This window comes from Allobosea lupini, from assembly GCF_900109525.1.
Classification (GTDB): Bacteria; Pseudomonadota; Alphaproteobacteria; order Rhizobiales; family Beijerinckiaceae; genus Allobosea; species Allobosea lupini.
The window spans coordinates 220,338-238,766 of record NZ_FOAN01000002.1 but is presented as its reverse complement, the minus strand read 5'-3'; the positions used below and the strand labels follow the sequence as shown (position 1 = coordinate 238,766).

Here is an 18,429-nt window from a genome sequence, read left to right as displayed (position 1 = left end):
GTTCGGTGCATGGCGGTCCGGCCGCTGGCAAATCGGATTCATGCCCCAAGATTAGGCACGTTCGCGGCTTGGCCGGAAGCTTTGATTTGGTGCAGATATGATCGCGATTTGAGCCGGAGCGGCGAGCCTTGAGCAAAGACGGTGCGATCTCGGCCCTGCGCGGCCGGCTTCTCTGGTTCGTCGACGATCCGCACGCGATCGGCGAATCCGCGCATCGCTATGTCGAGGACGGCCTGCTCGTCATCGAAGGCGGCCTGATCAAGGCTGCTGGCGAGGCGAGCGAGCTGCTGCCGACGCTGCCGGCCGGCGCTCCCATCACCGATCATCGCCCGCATCTGATCATGCCGGGCTTCATCGACGCCCATATCCACATGCCGCAGACTCAAGTTGTCGCCTCCTATGGCGCGCAACTGATGGAGTGGCTGAACAAGTACACCTTCGTCGAGGAGCAGAAGCTCGCCCAGCAGGGCCATGCCGAAAAGCTCTCGGCCTTCCTGCTCGACGAATTGCTGGCGAGCGGCACCACCACGGCGGCGGTCTACTGCTCGGTGCACAAGCAGTCGGCCGACGCCTTCTTCGCCGAATCGCATCGGCGCAACACGCGCATGATCGCCGGCAAGGTGATGATGGATCGTAACGCCCCGCCGGCGCTGACCGACACGGCCGAGAGCGGCTATGCCGACAGCAAGGAGCTGATCGGCCGCTGGCACGGCAAGGGCCGCCAGCTCTATGCGATCACGCCGCGCTTCGCCGTGACCTCGACGCCGGAGCAGATGGCGGCCTCTCAGAAGCTGGTCACGGAGCATCCGGACTGCTTCGTCCAGACCCATATCAACGAGAACCGGGCCGAGATCGCCTTCGCCAGGGAGCTCTATCCCGATGCCGCCGACTATGCCGGCATCTACGAGGATTACGGCCTCTTGGGGAAGAAGAGCCTGCTCGGCCACTGCATCCACATGACCAAGCGCGAATGGCGGGCTTTTGCGCAGCATGGCGCGATCGCAGTGTTCTGCCCGACCTCGAATCTCTTTCTCGGCTCCGGTCTGTTCGATTGGCAGAGAGCGCGGCATGAGAGCGTCAAGGTCGCGGTCGCCACCGATATCGGCGGCGGCACCTCCTATTCGATGCTTCGGACCATGGCCGAGGCCTACAAGATCCTTCAGCTGCAGGGCCAATCGCTCTCGGCCTTCGAGGCGCTGCACGCCATCACGCTCGGCAATGCCGCGGCACTCGGGCTGGATCATCTGATCGGCTCGTTCGAGCCGGGTCGCGAGGCGGATGTCGTCGTGCTCGATCCCGCCGCGACGCGGGTGATGGCCCATCGGCTGGAGACGGTGCGCGATCTAGGCGAGGAGCTCTTCGTGCTGGTCACGCTCGGCGACGAGCGGAATGTAGTGTCGACCTATGTCGCGGGGGAGCGGTTGTCCCATTGTTCAACGAATTGAAATTTCGTTGAACACGAGGTATTGTTCAACGAAAAGCTATTTCGTTGAACACGGATGACGCCCGTAGGCTATCACTCTCCGCTGGTCCATGCGGCATATCACGATCTGCTGCGCTCGCTGCTCGACGAGGCGGTGTCGGCAATTCGTGGGACGCCGACGCGCGTGGAGCGGAACGGAAGGGTCTACTGGTACGACAGTTATCGCATCGGCTCCGAGGTGAAGAAATCCTATATCGGTGAAGACAGTGAGGGGCTTCGGCTGCGCCTCGCGCAGGTTCCAGCGCTTCGCGAGCAGATTGCTGCTGCGCAGGCCAATCGGACCCGGCTGATCAGGATTCTGCGCGCCGAGGGGTTTCTTGGTGTCGATGCCGGGACAGGCAGCCTGCTTGCGGCAATGGCGAAGACCGGTGTCTTCCGCCTGGGTGGCACGTTGGTCGGGACGGTTGCCTTTCGGCTCTATGAAGGCGAACTCGGCGTCCGTTTCGGCCTCGAACAGGCGGCGCAGACCAATGACATCGACATAGCCAGCTTCGAGCGCCTGTCGCTGGCGCTCGATGACGCGGTCGAGGAGGCGCTTCCGCGCCTGCTGGTGGGGTTCTCGTTCGCACCTGCGCCGGTGCTCGACGAGCGTCGTGCCTGGCGCTGGAGGCAGAGCCGTAGCGAAACGCTGGTCGAGTTTCTCACGCCCGCTTTCACCGAGCGGGAGGAGCCGCGGCAACTGCCGGCTCTCGGCGTCCACGCACAGTCCCTGCACTACCTCAATTATCTGATCGCCGAGCCGATCAAGGCCGCCGTCACCTATCGTGGCGGCGTTCTGGTCCAGATTCCGCGCCCCGAGCGCTTCGCCATTCACAAGCTGATCGTCTCGGACCGCCGGCAGGGCGGCCCGGACAGCCTCAAGGCGGTGAAGGATCGCCGCCAGGCCGCCATGCTGATCGACATTCTCGCCCGCGATCGGCCTGACGAGTTGCGGGAGGCTTACACCGATGCGTTGGCGCGCGGACCACGCTGGCGCGAGCGCCTCGCTTCTGCCATTGCGCGCATCGACGGTCTGGAGCAGCAACTGGCGACGCTGTGAGCGCCGCCATTACGGCCTTTCAGCCCAGCACGCCGCCCTTGCGCGCGTGGTCGAGATAGATCTCGCGCAGGCGGATCGTTGCGGGCCCCGGCGCGCCGTTGTGGATGCTGTGGCCGTCGATCGTCGTCACCGGCATGACCAGGCTGGTCGCCGAGGTGATGAAGGCCTCCTCGGCGTCGAGCGCTTCCTCCAGCGTGAATTCGCGCTCCTCGAAGGTGAAGCCGCTTTCGGCCAGGAAGGCGAGCACGGCCGTGCGGGTGATGCCCGGCAGCACCTTGTGCGAGAGCGGGCGCGAGATCAGCGTCTTGCCCTTGACGATCCAGGCGGTCGACGAGGCGCCTTCGGTGACGACGCCGTCCTCGACCATCCAGGCCTCCTGCGCGCCGTTTTCGGCCGCGAACTGCTTGGCCAGCACCGGCGCAAGCAAATTGACGCTCTTGATGTCGCGGCGAGCCCACCGCAGGTCCGGCGTGCTGACGACCTTGATGCCGGTCTTGGCCAGCGGCGTATTGGCAAACTGACGCGCCTGCGTGAACAGGACCAAGGACGCCTTGACGCCCTTGGGGAAGGGAAAGTCGCGATCGGCGGCGCCGCGCGAGACCTGCAGATAGATGCTGCCTTCGTCCAGGCTGTTGCGGGCGATGAGCTCCCGATGGATGGCAATGAGCTCGGCTCGCGAGCAGGGCAGGTCGAGCCCGATCTCGCCGGCCGAGCGTTCGAGCCGCGCCAGATGCGCCTCGCAATCGACCAGCTTGGCGCCGAGCACGGCCGAGACCTCGTAGATGCCGTCGCCGAAGATGAAGCCGCGGTCGAAGATCGAGATCGTCGCCTCTTCCTCGGGAAGATAGGCGCCATTGACGTAGACGGTGCGGCTCATGGGGATGGTCTCATGCGGGAAGGACGGACCTTCCTAGCCGAGCCGGAGGCGCGAGGCGAGATGGCATGCCGGCTTGCCGATGGGCGTCGGATGCAGGGCGACGCTAGCTGACCGTCTTCGCTTCGAAATGGCGCTGGCGGAAGGCGCGGACCTTGGCGCGGTTGCCGCAGACCGACATTTCGCACCAGCGCCGTAGCCGGTTCTTCGTGGTGTCGAAGAACAGCCAGCCGCAATGGTCGCCCTCGCATTGCTTGATGCGGGCGAGGTTCTGCTGGGTCAGCACGGTCAGAGCCGACAGTGCGATCGGCCCGCGGATCGCCTCGCTCAGGGTCTGGCTGGCGTCCCAGCGCCAGACGAAGCCGTCGCCGAACGGAGACAGCCTGGCGCTGGCGAGGCAATGCGCGTGGATGGCTGCGAGTTGCATACGGTCTTCCTCCGCCGGCGGCTGGCGGCGGCTGATCGCGGCGCCGATCCGATAGATCGTGTCGCGCAGATCCAGTGCCTCGGCGAGCAGGCGTGCCGCCAGATCGGCGTCCGCCTCGACCGCGGCCAGTGACGCATCGCGGTCGCTGTCGCTGATCACCTTGGCGTGCCGCGCCCAGAGCACGACGTCGCGCCCCTCGCGCAGATGCTCGAGCTGGCTGGGCCCGCCGCGATCCGAGGTGGTGTTGGTGAAGTCGAAGGCGAGCTCGCTTGCGACGAGCGGCAAGGAGCTGGCGCGGCTGGGGCCGCCGGTGCGATCAGTCGTCATGTAACCAGCTATCTCAGATTTACAGGTTAATGCAAGCGACGTAGCGTCCGGCCACGGCTCGGACCGTGGAGGAGAACGGATATGAGGACCAATCTGATCGCGATGCTCGCCGCAGGCGCATTCGCGATGTCGCATGGCGCAGCGCTGGCGCAGATCAAGCTCGGCGTCGCCGGTCCGATGACCGGCGCCAGCGCCGCCTTCGGTGCGCAATTGAAGAACGGGGCCGAGCAGGCCGTGGCCGACATCAATGCGGCCGGCGGCATCCTTGGCCAGCAGATCGTGATTTCGAGCGGGGATGACGTCGGCGATCCCAAGCAGGGCGTCTCGGTGGCCAACAAGTTCGTCGGCGACGGCGTCAAATGGGTTGTCGGCCACTTCAACTCCGGCGTGACGATGCCGGCATCCGAGGTCTACGCCGAGAACGGCATGCTGATGATCAGCCCGTCGGCCACCAATCCGAAGATCACCGAGCGCGGCCTGTGGAACGTGTTCCGCACCTGCGGCCGCGACGACCAGCAGGGCGTCGTCGCCTCCGGCCATATCGCCAAGACCTTCAAGGGCAAGGTCATCGTCGTCGTCCATGACAAGACGACCTATGGTCAGGGACTCGCCGAAGAGACCCGCAAGGGTCTGCACGCCGCCGGCATCAAGGAAGTGCTCTATGAAGGCGTCAACACCGGCGAGAAGGACTTCTCGGCGCTGGTCTCGAAGATCAAATCGGCCAAGGCCGACCTGCTCTATTGGGGCGGACTACACACCGAGCTCGGCCTGATCGTCCGCCAGATGCGCGACCAGGGCCTGACGACGGTGGCGATGGGCGCCGACGGCATCACGTCCGACGAATACGCCGTGATCGGTGGCCCGGGCACCGAAGGCACGCTGATGACCTTCCCGCCCGATCCGCGCAAACGGCCCGTGGCGGCCGAGGTCGTCAAGCGCTTCGAGGCCAAGGGCATCAACCCGGAGGCCTACACGCTCTACTCCTACGCCGCGGTCCAGATCATGAAGCAGGCGGCCGAGCAGGCGAAATCGCTCGATCCGAAGAAGATCGCCGCCGCGATGCATTCGGGCATGACGTTCAAGACGGTGCTCGGCGATATGTCCTATGACAAGAAGGGCGACCGCACCAATCTCGACTACACCGTCTACACCTGGAAGAAGGGCGCGGACGGCAAGATCAGCTATGTCGAGAATTGATAGCCAGAGCATTTTCGAGCGAAGCGGGTACCGGTTCGCGTGACGAAAATGCGATGAGGATACTCCTCTAGCCGGTGTCGGTGGCCTCCCCTGGCCGGACACCGATAGGGCGCCGCTTCGCTCCAGCGAGGCGGCGTTTTTCGTGTCAGTGCTTCAGCGCTGCCGCGATGAGGCGTCGGGTATAGTCCTGCTGCGGCGCCTCGAAGATCGCCTCCGTCGGCCCGCGCTCGACCACCCTGCCATCCTTCATGACCATGATCTCGTCGGCCATGGCACGGACGACCGCGAGGTCGTGGCTGATGAAGAGATAGGACAGATCGTGCGCCGCTTGGAGCTCCTTGAGGAGGGCGACGATGCTCTGCTGCACCGTGCGGTCGAGCGCCGAGGTCGGCTCGTCCAGCACCACCAGCGCCGGGTGCAGGATCATGGCGCGGGCGATCGCGATGCGCTGGCGCTGGCCGCCGGAGAATTCGTGCGGATAGCGATTGCGCAGGGCAGGGTCGAGACAGACCTCTGTGAGCGCCGCCGCGGCCCGCCGCTCGCGCTCGGCGCGCGACAGAGCGGGCTCGTGCACCAGCAAACCTTCGGTGATGATCTCGCCGACGGTGAGGCGCGGCGACAGCGAGCCGAACGGATCCTGGAAGACGACCTGCAGGCCGCGACGCAGCGGCCGCATCGCGGCGCGGTCGAGCGGGGTCAGCGCCCGATCCTCGAAGCGGACGATCCCGGAGGAGGGCAGCAGCTTGAGCAAGGCGCGGCCGAGCGTCGACTTGCCCGAGCCGGATTCGCCGACGATACCGATCGTCTGGCCGCGCCGCAGCGTCAGGTCGACGCCGTCGACGGCATGCAGCATTGCCTTCTCGCGCCTGAGGAAACCGCGCGACAGGTCGAAAGAGACGCGCACGTCGCGGGCTTCGAGCAGGATCGGCGCATCCTGCGGCGGAGGTGCCTTGCGCCCATGCGGTTCGGCCGCGAGCAGCGCCTTGGTGTAGGGGTGCCGCGGTCGTTCGAAGATCGCCTGCACCGGGCCGCTCTCGACGACTTCGCCGGCCTTCATCACATAGACGCGCTCGGCATAGTTCCGGACGAGGCCGAGATCGTGGCTGATCAGGATCACCGCCATACGCAGCCGCTGCCTGAGCTCGGCGATCAGCGCGAGGATCTCGGCCTCGATGGTGACGTCGAGCGCTGTCGTCGGCTCGTCGGCGATCAGGATGTCGGGATCGTTGGCGAGCGCCATCGCGATCATCACGCGCTGGCGTTGCCCGCCCGAGAGTTCGTGCGGATAGGAATCGAGTCGGCGCTCCGGGTGCGGGATGCGCACCAGCTTCAGCAGTTCGAGGGCCCGCGCCCGCGCCGCCTTGCGCGACAGGCCCTGATGCTTGCGCAGAGGCGCCGTCATCTGCGCTCCGATCCGGAACAGCGGATCGAGCGAGGTCATCGGCTCCTGAAAGATCATCGCGAGCTTGCGGCCGCGATAGCTGTTCAGGACCGACGGCGGTAGCGTGAGAAGATCGACCTCGCGATAGCGGATCGCGCCGGAGACCTCGCCGTTGCTGGCGAGGAGGCCCATCGCCGCCATCACGCTCTGGCTCTTGCCGGAGCCGGATTCGCCGACGACCGCGACGAACTCGCCGGGGCCGATATCGAGGTCGATGCCGCGCACGGCCTCGCAAGGGCCGTCATTGGTGCGGAAGCGGACCTTGAGGTCGCGGATGGCCAGGATCGGTTCGTCCGCCATCTCAGCGATCCCGCGGGTCGAGCGCGTCGCGCAGGCCGTCGCCGAGGAAGTTGAGCGCAAACAGGGTCGTCACCAGGAAGGAGGCAGGGAAGATCAGCATCCATGGCGTCGCCTGGATGGCGCGCGCGCCGTCCGAGATCAGCACGCCCCAACTCGTCATCGGCTCCTGCACGCCAAGGCCGAGGAAGGAGAGGAAGCTCTCCAGCAGGATGACCTTCGGCACCAGCAGCGTAACGTAGACGACGACCGGACCGAGCGTGTTGGGGATGACATGGCGCCTGAGGATGCCGCCGGTCGAGACGCCGAGCGCCTCGGCCGCCAGCACATAGTCCTGCCGCCGGATCGAGAGCGCCTGGCCCCGGACGATGCGCGCCATGTCGAGCCATTCGATCGCGCCGACGGCGAGGAACATCAGGATGAAGTTCCGGCCGAAGAAGACAACGAGGAGGATGACGAAGAAGATGAACGGCAGCGAATAGAGCACGTCGACGATGCGCATCATCACCATGTCGATGCGCCCGCCGAGATAGCCTGCGGTCGCGCCATAGGCGACGCCGATGATCAATGCGACGCCGGTGGCGAGCAGGCCGATCGCGAGCGAGACCCGGCCGGCGATCAGCGTGCGGGTCAGCAGGTCGCGGCCATTGGAGTCGGTACCGAACAGGAAATATTGCCGCTCGATCGGGACTTCGAGGCTGAGCCGGCGGCCTTCCTGCTCATTGGCGGTGATGACCGGCGTGCCGAACTGGTCGGAGCGGTCGAAATAGACCAGCAGGCGCTGGTCGATCGGCCGCTGCGCGGTCAGTACCAGCCTGACGCGATCAGCCTGCGCGACGATCTCGCTCGGCGTCGCCCTGATCCGCGTGGCGATGCGCTGGACAGCGCCGGGCAAGGCCTCCGCCTTGGGATAGGCGGAGAGGCTGCCGGGGACGCGGACATAGTCCTGGTAGACCCGGTCGTAAGAGTGGCCGGTCAGCAGCGGTCCGACGAGGCAGGCCAGCATCATCAGCGCCAGTGCGACGAGGCTCGCCACCGCAGCGCGATTGCGCAACAGGCGGATGCGGGCGTCCTGCCAGAGCGAGCGGCCGATGGGCGGCGGGGCACAGGTGGTCGTGTCGCTCATCGCTCACTCCAGCCTGACGCGCGGGTCGAGCAGCGCATAGAGCACGTCGACGACGAGGTTGAAGAGCAGCACGAAGATCGCGACGACGACCACGGTGCCCATAACCAGCGTGTAGTCGCGATTGAGCGCGCCTTCGACGAAATAGCGCCCGATGCCGGGAATGCCGAAGATGGTCTCGACCACGACCGAGCCGGTGAGCAGGCTTGCCGCCGCCGGGCCGAGATAGGAGACGACCGGCAGCGCCGCGCCGCGCGCCGCATGCAGCGCGATGGTCGTGGTCGAGAGGCCCTGGGCCCGAAGCGTACGGATATGGTTGGCGCGCAAAGTCTCGATCATCGCCGCGCGCGTCATCCGGGCGATGACGGCGATCTGGGGGAGGGCGAGCGTCACGATCGGCAGCACGGTGTTGCGGAAGGCGCCGCCGTTCCAGCCGCCGACCGGCAGCCAGGCGAGGCTCAGGCCGAAGACGATCTGCAGGATGGGCGCGACGACGAAGTTCGGGATGGTAATGCCGGCGGTGGCGAAGCCGATCACCGCATGGTCAGCCGCGCCATTCTGGCGAAAGGCCGCGAGCGCGCCCAGCGGGCCGCCGATCGCCAGCGCGAGCAGCAGCGCACAGGCTCCGAGCCGCATCGAGACCGGCAGACCCTGGGCGAAGAGTTCGGCGATCGAGAAGTCGCGGAAATAGAAGGACGGGCCAAAATCGCCGCGCAGCAGGGCGGCGAGATAGGTCAGGTATTGCTGGAACAGCGGCTGGTCGAGCTTGTAGATGCGCCGCAGGTTCTCCATCACCTTGGCTTCGAGCGGCTGCTCGAGATCGAACGGCCCGCCCGGCGCGACGCGCATCAGGAAGAACGACAGCGTCACGATCACGAACAGGGTCGGGATCGCGGCGGCAAGGCGGCGCAGGATGTAGGTGAGCACAGGGCTGGTCCCTACGTCATGCTCGGGCTCGACCCGAACATCTCATTATCGCTGGCGGTCACCCGCTTCGGCCTGAGATGGCCGGGGCAAGCCCGGCCATGACGCGTCTGGAATCACGGCTTCAGGCTCATGAACCGCGTCGGCAGCGCGCCGCGCAGATTCTGCTGGAAGCCCTGCACCTTCGGCGAGACCAGGTTCTTCGAGGAATAGTAGAGCACCGGAATCCACGGCACGTCGGCCGCGAGGATCGCGTCCGCCTCGCGCAGGATCGCGGCGCGCTTGGCGATGTCGACCTCTTCGGCGCCCTGCTTCATCAGCGCGTCGAATGTCGGGTTGTTGTACTTCCCGGAGTTGAAGCCGGTATTGTCGCTCTGGAACAGGAACAGGAAGTTCTGCGGATCGGAATAATCGCCGATCCAGCCATAGCGGGCGATGTCGAAGTCGCCGCCGTCGCGAAGCAGGGCGAAGTGGGTCTTGCCGTCGGTGTTGATGAAGCTGGTCTCGACGCCGATCGCTTTCCACTGCTCGGCGATGGCGATGACGGTGCGGCGGTTGTTGTCGGTGGTGTTGTAGCGCAGCTGGACCTTGAGCGGCACGCCGGGCCCGAAGCCGGCAGCGGCAAGCAGCTTCTTCGCCTCGTCCTCTCGGTCGAGCGGGGAGGCGCCCTTGAAGTCGGCTTCGGCGCGCTCGCCGTAGTTGCCGATATTCGGCGGGATCACACCATAGGCCGGCAGCATGGTGCCGCCCCAGATCTCCTCGGCGATGAATTCGCGATCGATCACCAGCGACAGCGCGCGCCGAACCCGGATGTCGTCGAACGGCTTCTTGGCGGTGTTGATGATCAGGAAATAGGTGCCGAGATAGGGCGAAATCCGGACCTGCTCCTTGCCGAGCTTCTCGCGAAGCTGCTGGACCTGATCGGCCGGAATGTCGGATGTCATCTGCAATTCGCCGGCCTGGAAGCGGCGGGCGGCGGCGGAGAAGTCGGGCGTCGGATAGTAGATCACCGTGTCGATCTTCACGTTCGCCGCGTCGTGGAAGGCCTTGTTCTTCTCCAGCCGGATATGCGAGTTCGGCACGAATTCCTTCAGCGTGTAGGCGCCGTTCGAGACCCAGTTCTCCGACTTGACGAAGTCCTTGCCGAATTTCTGGACGGACGGCACATGGACCGGCAGGCCGGTCTGGTGCGTCAGCAATTCCAGGAAATAGGGGGTGGGCCGCTCCAGCGAAATCTCGAGCGTGCGCTCGTCGACCGCCTTGACGCCGAGATCCTCGAGCTTGGCGCCTTCGCTTGCCTTGTTGATCTTCTCGGCGTTGAGGATGGGGTAGAGGATATTGGCGTATTTCGCACCGGTCTCCGGATTGACCATGCGCCGGAACGAGAAGACGAAATCGTTCGCCGTGACCGGGTCGCCATTCGACCATTTGGCGTTCGCGCGCAGCTTGAAGCTGTAGCTCTTGCCGTCCGGCGCCATCGTCCAGCTCTCGGCGACGCCGGGAACGACCTCGCCGTTGATGTGGTGGATCACCAGGCCTTCGGAGAGATCGCGCAGGAGATGGGCTTCGCTGACCGTCGAGGTCTTGTGCGAATCGAGCGTCTCGGGATCGCCGTCATTGCCGCGATGGAACACGACCTGCGCCATGGCGGCGCCGGCAAAGCCTGCGAGCGCAAGAAAAAGGCCGCTCGCCAGCGCGAGCGGCCGGATGGCGCGCCTGAAACCGGACTGACGGTGGATCTCACACATGAGCGCTCTCCGAACGATTCGGACGGGCCCCTTTCCCGCTCCTGGAGCGAAGTATGAGCCTATCGCGCGCCGCCCGCCAAGAGCGAAAAGCCGGTATCAACCGTTCGGCTTAAGTCTCTGAGCCGCTTTCGAAAGCTGGCTCAGAAACAGCTTCAACGGGAACTGGCGCAAGGTTAGCCTGCGGCGGCCCGTCCTTGCGCCTCGGCGACGGCGACGGCGGTCATGTTGACGACGCCGCGTGCCGTGACCGAGCCGGTGAGGATGTGCACCGGCTTGGCGGCGCCGATCAGGATCGGGCCGACGGGCAGCGCGTCCGCCAGCACCTTGGCGAACTGGTAGGCGATGTTGGCCGCGTCGAGATTGGGGAAGATCAGGACGTTGGCAACGCCCTTCAGCTTCGAGGACGGCAGCACCCGGTCGCGGATCGTGGCGAGGAGGGCCGTGTCGGCCTCCATCTCGCCATCGCATTCCAGCTCCGGCGCGCGCTCCTGGATCAGCTTCACCGCCTTGCGCATCTTGATCGAGGACGGCGTGTCGGCCGCCCCGAAATCCGAATGCGAGAGCAGGGCGATCTTCGGGGCGATGCCGAAGCGCTCGACATGGCCGGCCGCAAGAATCGTCATGTCGGCGATCTCTTCGGCCGTGGGATCGTGCTTCACATGGGTGTCGGCGAGGAAGAACGCGCCCTTGCTGGTGATGATCAGCGTCATCGCCGCGATGTCGCAGACGCCTGGCTCGAGCCCGATGATGTCGCGGATATGGCGCAGCCGCGAGAGGAAGCGCCCCTCCAGCCCGGTGATCATCGCATCGGCCTCGCCCCGCGCCACGGCGAGCGCCGCGATCACGGTGTTGTTGGTACGCACCAGCGCGCGGGCCGCCTCTGGTGTGATGCCGCGCCGGCCGGCGATGTCGAGATAGGTCTGGACGTAGTCGCGATAGCGCGGGTCGTCCTCGGGGTTGACCAGCTCGCAATCGATGCCCGGCCGGATCGTCAGGCCGAAGCGCTTGACGCGGGTCTCGATCACCGAGGGGCGGCCGATCAGGATCGGGATCGCCATGCCTTCCTCGATCGCGATCTGGGCGGCGCGCAGCACGCGCTCGTCCTCGCCCTCGGCATAGATCACGCGCTTGGGGTCGGCCTTCGCCTTGGCGAAGAGCGGCTTCATCAGGAAGCCGGAACGGAAGACGAAGCGCGACAGGTCCTCGCGATAGGCTTCGAGGTCGATCAGCGGCTTCTTGGCGACGCCGGTCGCCATCGCCGCCTCGGCCACCGCAGGCGCGATGCGCAGGATCAGGCGCGGATCGAACGGGTTGGGGATCAGCGAGTTCGCGCCGAAGGTCGAGGCCTCGCCGCCATAAGCGCGTGCCGCCACGTCCGAGGTCGCCTCGCGGGCGAGTGCAGCGATGGCACGCACCGCCGCGAGCTTCATCGGCTCGTTGATCGTCGTCGCCTGCACGTCGAGTGCGCCGCGGAAGATGTAGGGGAAGCACAGGACGTTGTTGACTTGGTTCGGATAATCCGAGCGGCCGGTACAGATCATCGCGTCCGGCCGGACGGCCAGCGCCTCCTCCGGCATGATCTCCGGATAGGGGTTGGCGAGCGCCAGGATCAGCGGCTTTTGTGCCATCTCCTTGGCCATCTCCGGCTTCAGCACGCCGGCGGCGGACAGACCGAGGAAGATGTCGGCACCGGGGATGACTTCGGCGAGCGTGCGCGCCTGCGTCTCCTGCGCGTAGACCTCCTTCCAGCGGTCCATCAGGGTATTGCGGCCCTTATAGACCACGCCGTCGAGGTCGGTGACCCAGATGTTCTGGGTGCGGGCGCCGAGCGAGACGAGCAGGTTGAGGCAGGCCAGCGCGGCCGCGCCGGCGCCGGACACGACGATCTTGACGTCGCCGATCTTCTTGCCGGCTAGGTCGAGCCCGTTCAGGACGGCGGCGCTGACGATGATCGCGGTGCCATGCTGGTCGTCATGGAAGACCGGAATGTTCATCCGGGCCTTGAGCTGCTCCTCGATCTCGAAGCATTCGGGGCCCTTGATGTCCTCGAGATTGATACCGCCGAAGGTCGGCTCAAGCGCGGCGACGACCTCGACGAATTTCTCGATGTTCTTCTGCTCGACCTCGATGTCGAAGCAGTCGATCCCGGCGAATTTCTTGAAGAGGACGGCCTTGCCCTCCATCACGGGCTTCGAGGCGAGCGGCCCGATGTCGCCGAGGCCGAGCACGGCAGTGCCGTTGGTGATGACGGCGACGAGGTTCTGGCGCGAGGTGAGTTCGGCAGCCTCAGCCGGATCCTCGACGATCGCCTCGCAGGCGGCGGCGACGCCGGGCGAATAGGCCAGCGCCAGGTCGCGCTGGTTGCCCAGCGGCTTGGTCGCCTGGATCTCCAGCTTACCCGGCTTGGGAAGGCGGTGGTAGACGAGCGCGCCCGAACGAAGGTCCGCCGACAAGGTGCTCTTAGCCATCCCACGCTTCCTCTGCGCTACCGTTGCGAGTTGAGGAGGTCGCGCGGAAACGGGTGGGCGTCAAGCCGGAGCGGGTGGCGAAAGACTTGTGCCGTCGGGAAAACAGGGCCGCGCCTCGCCGGCAAGTGCGGCAGGAGCGCCAGAATCACGGAAGCTTGTGGTCCGTGAAACAGCCGTGAAACAAAACTAAACATTACAAAGAAATAATGATTTCAACGGCCTCGGCTGTTGCAGACTACCTCTCGCCGGACCCGTGGATCCGATCCTTACGGGGCGCTTTTGGGAGGGGTTGATGGAAGCGACGCGTTCCGCCTTCGAGGAAGTCGTCTCGCTGCGACAGGCCAAGCAGCTGATCCAGTGCATGGCGCATGAGCAGAGCTTCCTGCTGCTCTCGCCGCCCGGACTCGGCAAGTCCGAGCTGGTCTATGAAGCGGCGCGCGAGGCGGGTCTGCCCTGTCGCTCGCTGCTCGGCACCCAGATCGCCCCGGAGGACGTCAGCGGCATCCCGCGCATCGTCGGCGAGCGCTCGGTGTTCTGCCCGCCGCGCGTGCTCTTGCCGGAGAAGCCCGAGCCGTTCTGCCTGTTCCTCGACGAATTGCCGGCCTGCTCGCCCGATGTCCAGAAGGCGTTTTATTCGCTGCTGCTGGAGCGGCGGCTCGGCGAGCATGCCCTGCCGAAAGGCACCTGGGTCGTCGCCGCCGGCAACCGGCTGCAGGACCGCGCATTGGTGCGGGCGATGAGCTCGGCGCTGGTCAACCGTGTCACCATTCTGCAATTGCGCGTCGATACCGCCGATTGGCTGGCCTGGGCCCAGCGTGCCGGCGTGCGCGCCGAGATCCGCAGCTTCATCGCGACGATCCCCGACGCGCTGATGCGGCCAGTGCCGGCCGAGCCCGTGCCGTTCTCGACACCGCGCGCCTGGACGCTGCTGTCTCGGGCGCTCGACATGGCGCAGAATGCCGGCTTCCTCAGCAATGAGTTGCGGCGCGCGCTCGCCTTCGGCCGGCTCTCGCCGGAGGACGCGGTGGTGTTCTGCGCGCTCGCCGAGGATTCGATCGGGGCCGTGCGTCCGCTCGAAGACTATCTGCGCAAGCCCGAGCTGCTGCCCAAGGGGGATTCCGCCCGCTGGTTCATCCTCGACTGCATCCGCCAGTTCGTCCGGGACGGGCGCGCGGAAGGCATGAAGCCGGCGGTGATCAACCGCTTCCTGCGGAGCCTGTCGCACGAGCACCAGCTCCTCATCCTCAACGACATGGTGGAGGTCTGGGGGGCGCTCGGCGCGGACCGGGCGATGTACGACCTCCTGCGCAAGGTTGCGGCATGAGCACGGCGCCCGATCTTTCGGTTGCCGACCGCGCCATCCATGGCCGGATCATGCGGGGCCTGCGGCTGGTGACGGTGCCGTTCCCCCATCTGGCCGGGCTTGTCGCCGCCGTGCGCGTCGAGATCGACGAGCGCGTGCCGACCATGGGGGTCTTCGCCTCCGGCCGGCTGCTGGCGAACCCGTCCTTCACCGCCAGGCTCTCCGGCGACGATCTCGTCTTCGTGCTCGCCCACGAACTCCTGCACCTGGCGCTGCGGACCCATGACAGGGCCCGCGGTAGCGCCACGCTCGAGTTCAATTATGCCCACGACTACATCATCAACGACATGCTGCGGCATGCGCTCGGCACCACCAAGATCCCGGCTGGCGGTCTCGATATGCAGGGCGCACGTGAGCGCTCGGCCGAGGACATCGTGCTGGAGATGCGCCGTACCGGCAGCTACATGTCCTCGCGGACTCAAGTTTGGGAGGGGCAGGCCGTCACCGTCGAGCAGGTGCTCGGCGCGGCGCGGCAGGCTCCTGCCGGCGCGATGGGCGATGCGCTCGACGCCCAGCGCGAGCGCGAGCTTTTCCCCGAGGACAGCGCCGACCAGGCTGAGCGGGCGCGGGCGATCCGCGACCTCGCCGGCCGCGGCATGGTGCTGGCGAAGGCCATGGGCGCCTTGCGCGGCAGGGGCGACAGCCCGGGCGGCCAGCAGCAAAGCGTGCTGGCGCAGCGCGGTTTCTTCCACACGCCCTGGCATATCGCGCTGCAGGCCTGGCTCGAAGGCGCGGCGCCCGGCGAGCGCACCTTCAATCGTGCGTCCCGCCGCGGCAACGACTACGGCGACGTCGTGATGCCCGGCCGTAAACGCCATTCCTGGATGCTGAACGTCATCCTCGACACTAGCGCCTCGATGAGCGACGACATTCCGAAGGCACTGGGCGCCATCGCCGATTTCTGCGATGCGGCCGGGGTCGACGAGATCCGCGTCGTTCAGTGCGACACCGTCGTCACCTCCGACGAAGTGCTCTCGCCGGCGGCGCTCGCCGACTATCAGATCAGCGGCTATGGCGGCAGCGACCTGACACCGGCGCTCGCCGCATTGGCGGATGATCCGCGGGTGAGCTCGGCGATCATCATCACCGATGGCGACATCACCTATCCCAACGAGCCCGTGCCCTACGCGGTGCTCTGGGCGTTGCCGAAAGCGTCAGCCTCGTTCCAGCCGTCCTATGGACGCGTGATTGTCATGCAAGAGCATGTTCCGCAAAAGTGGGGACCACTTTTGTGACGAGAACATGCTCAACTTTTCGATTTTGCGCGAATTCTTTTCGTTCGACCGATCCCGGTCGAACGGAACGCGCGCTAGGGAGGTGGATCGTGAAAGTCGTGCAGGATCTCGTCGCCTATTTCGACAAGCGCGGGAAACTCTCGCGCCGGCAGCTCAAGACGCTGCTCGAGCAGAACTCAATCGCCTCGGATGCGCCGACCAACATGCACGGGCTCTGCGAGAAGGTCGGCGCCGTCTACTATTTCCGCGTTACGGGCGTTCTGGAAGGCCAGCTCTGGGGCACGGATGTCTACAGCGGCGATTCGACGATCGGCGCGGCCGCCGTCCATATGGGCCTGCTGAAGCCGGGCAAGACAGGCGTCTTCAGGGTGACGGTGGTGACGCCGCCGGAGGAGTTCCCCGGCACGCAGCGCAACGGCGTCACCAGCACCCAATACGGGCGCTATCAGTATGCCTGGCAGCTCTCACCACTCTAAAGGGAGCCCTCAGGCCGCCAGCGCGCCGACGCCGCCATCGTGCAGATGGCAGGCGGCGACATGGCCCGTCGCGATCTCCTTCAGTGCCGGACGCTCGGCCCTGCAGCGCGGCCCCGCCTGCGGGCAGCGCGGATGGAAATGGCAGCCGGAGGGCGGATGCAGCGGCGAGGGAATCTCGCCCTTCAGCGGAGCGAAGCGCTTCTTGCGGGCGCTGATCGTCGGGACGTTGGCGAGGAGCGCCTGCGCGTAAGGGTGCTGCGGGCCCTTGAACAATTCGCTCGCCGGCGCCGCCTCGACGACGCGGCCGAGATACATGATCACGACGCGGTCGGAGAGGTGGCGGACCACCGAGAGGTCATGGCTAATGAAAAGATAAGTCAGGTTAAGTTCGTCGCGCAGCTTCATGAAAAGATTCAGGACCTGGGCCTGAATCGATACATCAAGTGCGGCGACGCTCTCGTCGCAGACGAGGAACTGCGGCTTGACCGCCAGTGCCCTGGCAATGCCGATGCGGGCGCGCTGGCCGCCGGAGAACTGGTGCGGATAGCGGCGGCGATAGGTCGAGTCGAGGCCGACCCGGTCGAGCATCTCGGCGACATAGGCGTCCTGCTGCGCCTTCGGCACCAGCCCGTGCACGACCGGCGCCTCGCCGACGATGTCGGTGACGCGCAGGCGCGGGTTGAGCGAGGACATCGGGTCCTGGAAGATCATCTGGATCGCGAGCGTCGCCGCCTTGCGCTCCTCCGACGACATCTCGTCGGTATAGCGGCCGCGCCAGGAGACGCGGCCGGAGCTGGCATGATGAACGCCGGCGACGACGCGCCCGAGGGTCGACTTGCCGCAACCGGACTCGCCGACGAGCCCGACGACCTCGCCCTGGCGGATCGAGAGGTCGACGCTGTCGACGGCGTGGACGGTCTGCTCGCTGTAGTTGGCGCCGAGCAGGTTGGCGAATTTCGAGGCGGCGTCGAGTGGCTTGGTGAAGCGCTTCGAGACGCCTTCGAGGGTGAGGATCGGCGTGCTCATGCCGCGACTCCGGCGAGGTTCAGCGGATGGTGGCAGCGCACCCCGCGCTCGCCCGCGAACGGGGTGACGTCGGGCGCGCTGGCGAGGCAATCGGCCTGCGCGTAATCACAGCGGGCTGCGAAGGCACAGCCTTGCGGCAGGCGCGCCAGCGACGGCGTCGAGCCTCTGATCTGGCGCAAGGGCGCGCCGGGCTCGCCCTCGGCCGGCAGCGAACCGAGCAAACCGTTGGTATAGGGGTGGAGGGGTGTGTCGAGCACCGGATCGACAGCGCCGGTCTCGACGATGCGGCCGGCATACATCACCGCGATCCGGTCGGCGAGGCCGGCGACGACGCCGAGGTCATGGGTGATCCAGACCAAAGCCGTGCCGGTATCGGCGCAGAGGCCCTGCATCTCCGCCAGGATCTGGCTCTGGATGGTGACGTCGAGCGCCGTCGTCGGCTCGTCGCAGATGATCAGGGGCGGGCGGTGCAGCAGGGCGATCGCAATCGCGACACGCTGGCGCATGCCGCCGGAGAATTGGTGCGGATAGGCGTTGAGCCGCTCCTCGGGCGAGGGGATGCCGACCTTGGCGAGCGCGTCGCGGGCGCGCTCGCGCGCCGCCTTGTGCGAAACCTTGTCATGGGCGGTGACGGCCTCGATCATCTGCGTATCGACGCGCAGGACCGGGTTCAGCGTCATCATCGGGTCCTGGAAGATCATCGCGACCTCGCGGCCGCGGACCTTGCGGAAGCCCTCCTCGTCGAGCCCGACCAGCTCCTTGCCGTTGAGCTTGATCGAGCCCTCGACGATCTTGCCGGGGGGGTCGATCAGGCCCATCACCGAAAAGCCGGTGACCGATTTGCCCGAGCCGGATTCGCCGACGAGACCGAGCACCTCGCCGCGATCGACATGGAAGGAGACGCCATCGACCGATTTCACCGTGCCGGCACGGGTGAAGAAATGGGTCTTGAGGTTGGTGACTTCGAGAACTGGCGCCATG

The 18,429-nt window shown here is 66.2% G+C and carries 15 protein-coding genes; 6 read left to right on the top strand and 9 right to left on the bottom strand.

What is annotated here, in order from left to right:
* Positions 1-128 precede the first annotated feature (128 nt).
* Both guaD and BMZ21_RS06625 read left to right on the top strand, forming a co-directional pair.
* A complete protein-coding gene (gene guaD, locus BMZ21_RS06630) occupies positions 129-1,445 on the top strand; it encodes a guanine deaminase (RefSeq protein ID WP_244543730.1) in 1,317 nt (438 codons plus the stop codon).
* 54 nt (positions 1,446-1,499) lie between these two features.
* The gene (locus BMZ21_RS06625; RefSeq protein ID WP_091831123.1) at positions 1,500-2,522 is read left to right on the top strand and encodes a nucleotidyltransferase family protein; all 1,023 of its coding nucleotides are present in this window, start codon (positions 1,500-1,502) and stop codon (positions 2,520-2,522) included.
* A gap of 19 nt (positions 2,523-2,541) precedes the next feature.
* Here BMZ21_RS06625 and BMZ21_RS06620 read toward each other — a convergent pair whose 3' ends face one another.
* Together BMZ21_RS06620 and BMZ21_RS06615 are read right to left on the bottom strand one after the other, a co-directional pair.
* Entirely contained in the window at positions 2,542-3,399 is an 858-nt protein-coding gene (locus BMZ21_RS06620) for a D-amino-acid transaminase (RefSeq protein ID WP_091831120.1), read from the bottom strand.
* A gap of 103 nt (positions 3,400-3,502) precedes the next feature.
* Positions 3,503-4,150 (bottom strand): CGNR zinc finger domain-containing protein, encoded by a 648-nt coding sequence (locus tag BMZ21_RS06615; protein WP_167561560.1) that lies wholly within the window; start codon positions 4,148-4,150, stop codon positions 3,503-3,505.
* Between the two features lie 81 nt (positions 4,151-4,231).
* Here BMZ21_RS06615 and BMZ21_RS06610 point away from each other — a divergent pair, with 81 nt between their 5' ends.
* A complete protein-coding gene (locus tag BMZ21_RS06610) occupies positions 4,232-5,347 on the top strand; it encodes a branched-chain amino acid ABC transporter substrate-binding protein (protein ID WP_091831116.1) in 1,116 nt (371 codons plus the stop codon).
* Positions 5,348-5,492: 145 nt separating this feature from the next.
* Here the strand turns inward: BMZ21_RS06610 and BMZ21_RS06605 are convergent, their stop codons facing one another.
* From BMZ21_RS06605 to BMZ21_RS06585, 5 genes are all read right to left on the bottom strand, one after another.
* Positions 5,493-7,088 carry an ABC transporter ATP-binding protein gene (locus BMZ21_RS06605; RefSeq protein WP_091831113.1) on the bottom strand — a complete coding sequence of 532 codons (1,596 nt, stop codon included), beginning with the start codon at positions 7,086-7,088 and terminating at the stop codon, positions 5,493-5,495.
* Position 7,089: 1 nt separating this feature from the next.
* Positions 7,090-8,211: an ABC transporter permease subunit gene (locus tag BMZ21_RS06600; protein ID WP_091831111.1), complete on the bottom strand. Its 1,122-nt coding sequence runs from the start codon at positions 8,209-8,211 to the stop codon at positions 7,090-7,092.
* 3 nt (positions 8,212-8,214) lie between these two features.
* Positions 8,215-9,135: an ABC transporter permease subunit gene (locus BMZ21_RS06595; protein WP_091831109.1), complete on the bottom strand. Its 921-nt coding sequence runs from the start codon at positions 9,133-9,135 to the stop codon at positions 8,215-8,217.
* A 113-nt stretch (positions 9,136-9,248) separates the two neighbouring features.
* Positions 9,249-10,880, bottom strand: a complete 1,632-nt coding sequence (locus tag BMZ21_RS06590) for a peptide ABC transporter substrate-binding protein (RefSeq protein ID WP_091831107.1) — start codon at positions 10,878-10,880, stop codon at positions 9,249-9,251.
* A gap of 173 nt (positions 10,881-11,053) precedes the next feature.
* Positions 11,054-13,348, bottom strand: coding sequence for an NADP-dependent malic enzyme (locus tag BMZ21_RS06585; RefSeq protein WP_091831105.1), 2,295 nt, complete (start codon positions 13,346-13,348; stop codon positions 11,054-11,056).
* Positions 13,349-13,640: 292 nt separating this feature from the next.
* Here BMZ21_RS06585 and BMZ21_RS06580 point away from each other — a divergent pair, with 292 nt between their 5' ends.
* The 3 genes from BMZ21_RS06580 to BMZ21_RS06570 all read left to right on the top strand — a co-directional run bounded on the left by BMZ21_RS06580 (position 13,641) and on the right by BMZ21_RS06570 (position 16,422).
* Positions 13,641-14,672: an AAA family ATPase gene (locus tag BMZ21_RS06580; RefSeq protein ID WP_091831103.1), complete on the top strand. Its 1,032-nt coding sequence runs from the start codon at positions 13,641-13,643 to the stop codon at positions 14,670-14,672.
* Positions 14,669-15,946, top strand: a complete 1,278-nt coding sequence (locus tag BMZ21_RS06575; RefSeq protein WP_091831101.1) for a vWA domain-containing protein — start codon at positions 14,669-14,671, stop codon at positions 15,944-15,946. Before BMZ21_RS06580 ends, BMZ21_RS06575 begins: the two co-directional genes overlap by 4 nt.
* 89 nt (positions 15,947-16,035) lie before the next feature.
* Positions 16,036-16,422: an LCCL domain-containing protein gene (locus BMZ21_RS06570; RefSeq protein WP_091831099.1), complete on the top strand. Its 387-nt coding sequence runs from the start codon at positions 16,036-16,038 to the stop codon at positions 16,420-16,422.
* Positions 16,423-16,431: 9 nt separating this feature from the next.
* On the opposite strand, the gene BMZ21_RS06565 is transcribed toward BMZ21_RS06570, so the two are convergent.
* Both BMZ21_RS06565 and BMZ21_RS06560 read right to left on the bottom strand, forming a co-directional pair.
* A complete protein-coding gene (locus tag BMZ21_RS06565; RefSeq protein WP_091831097.1) occupies positions 16,432-17,448 on the bottom strand; it encodes an ABC transporter ATP-binding protein in 1,017 nt (338 codons plus the stop codon).
* Positions 17,445-18,428, bottom strand: a complete 984-nt coding sequence (locus BMZ21_RS06560; RefSeq protein ID WP_091831095.1) for an ABC transporter ATP-binding protein — start codon at positions 18,426-18,428, stop codon at positions 17,445-17,447. The genes BMZ21_RS06565 and BMZ21_RS06560 overlap by 4 nt, the downstream gene beginning before the upstream one ends.
* Between the last annotated feature and the right edge of the window lies 1 nt (position 18,429).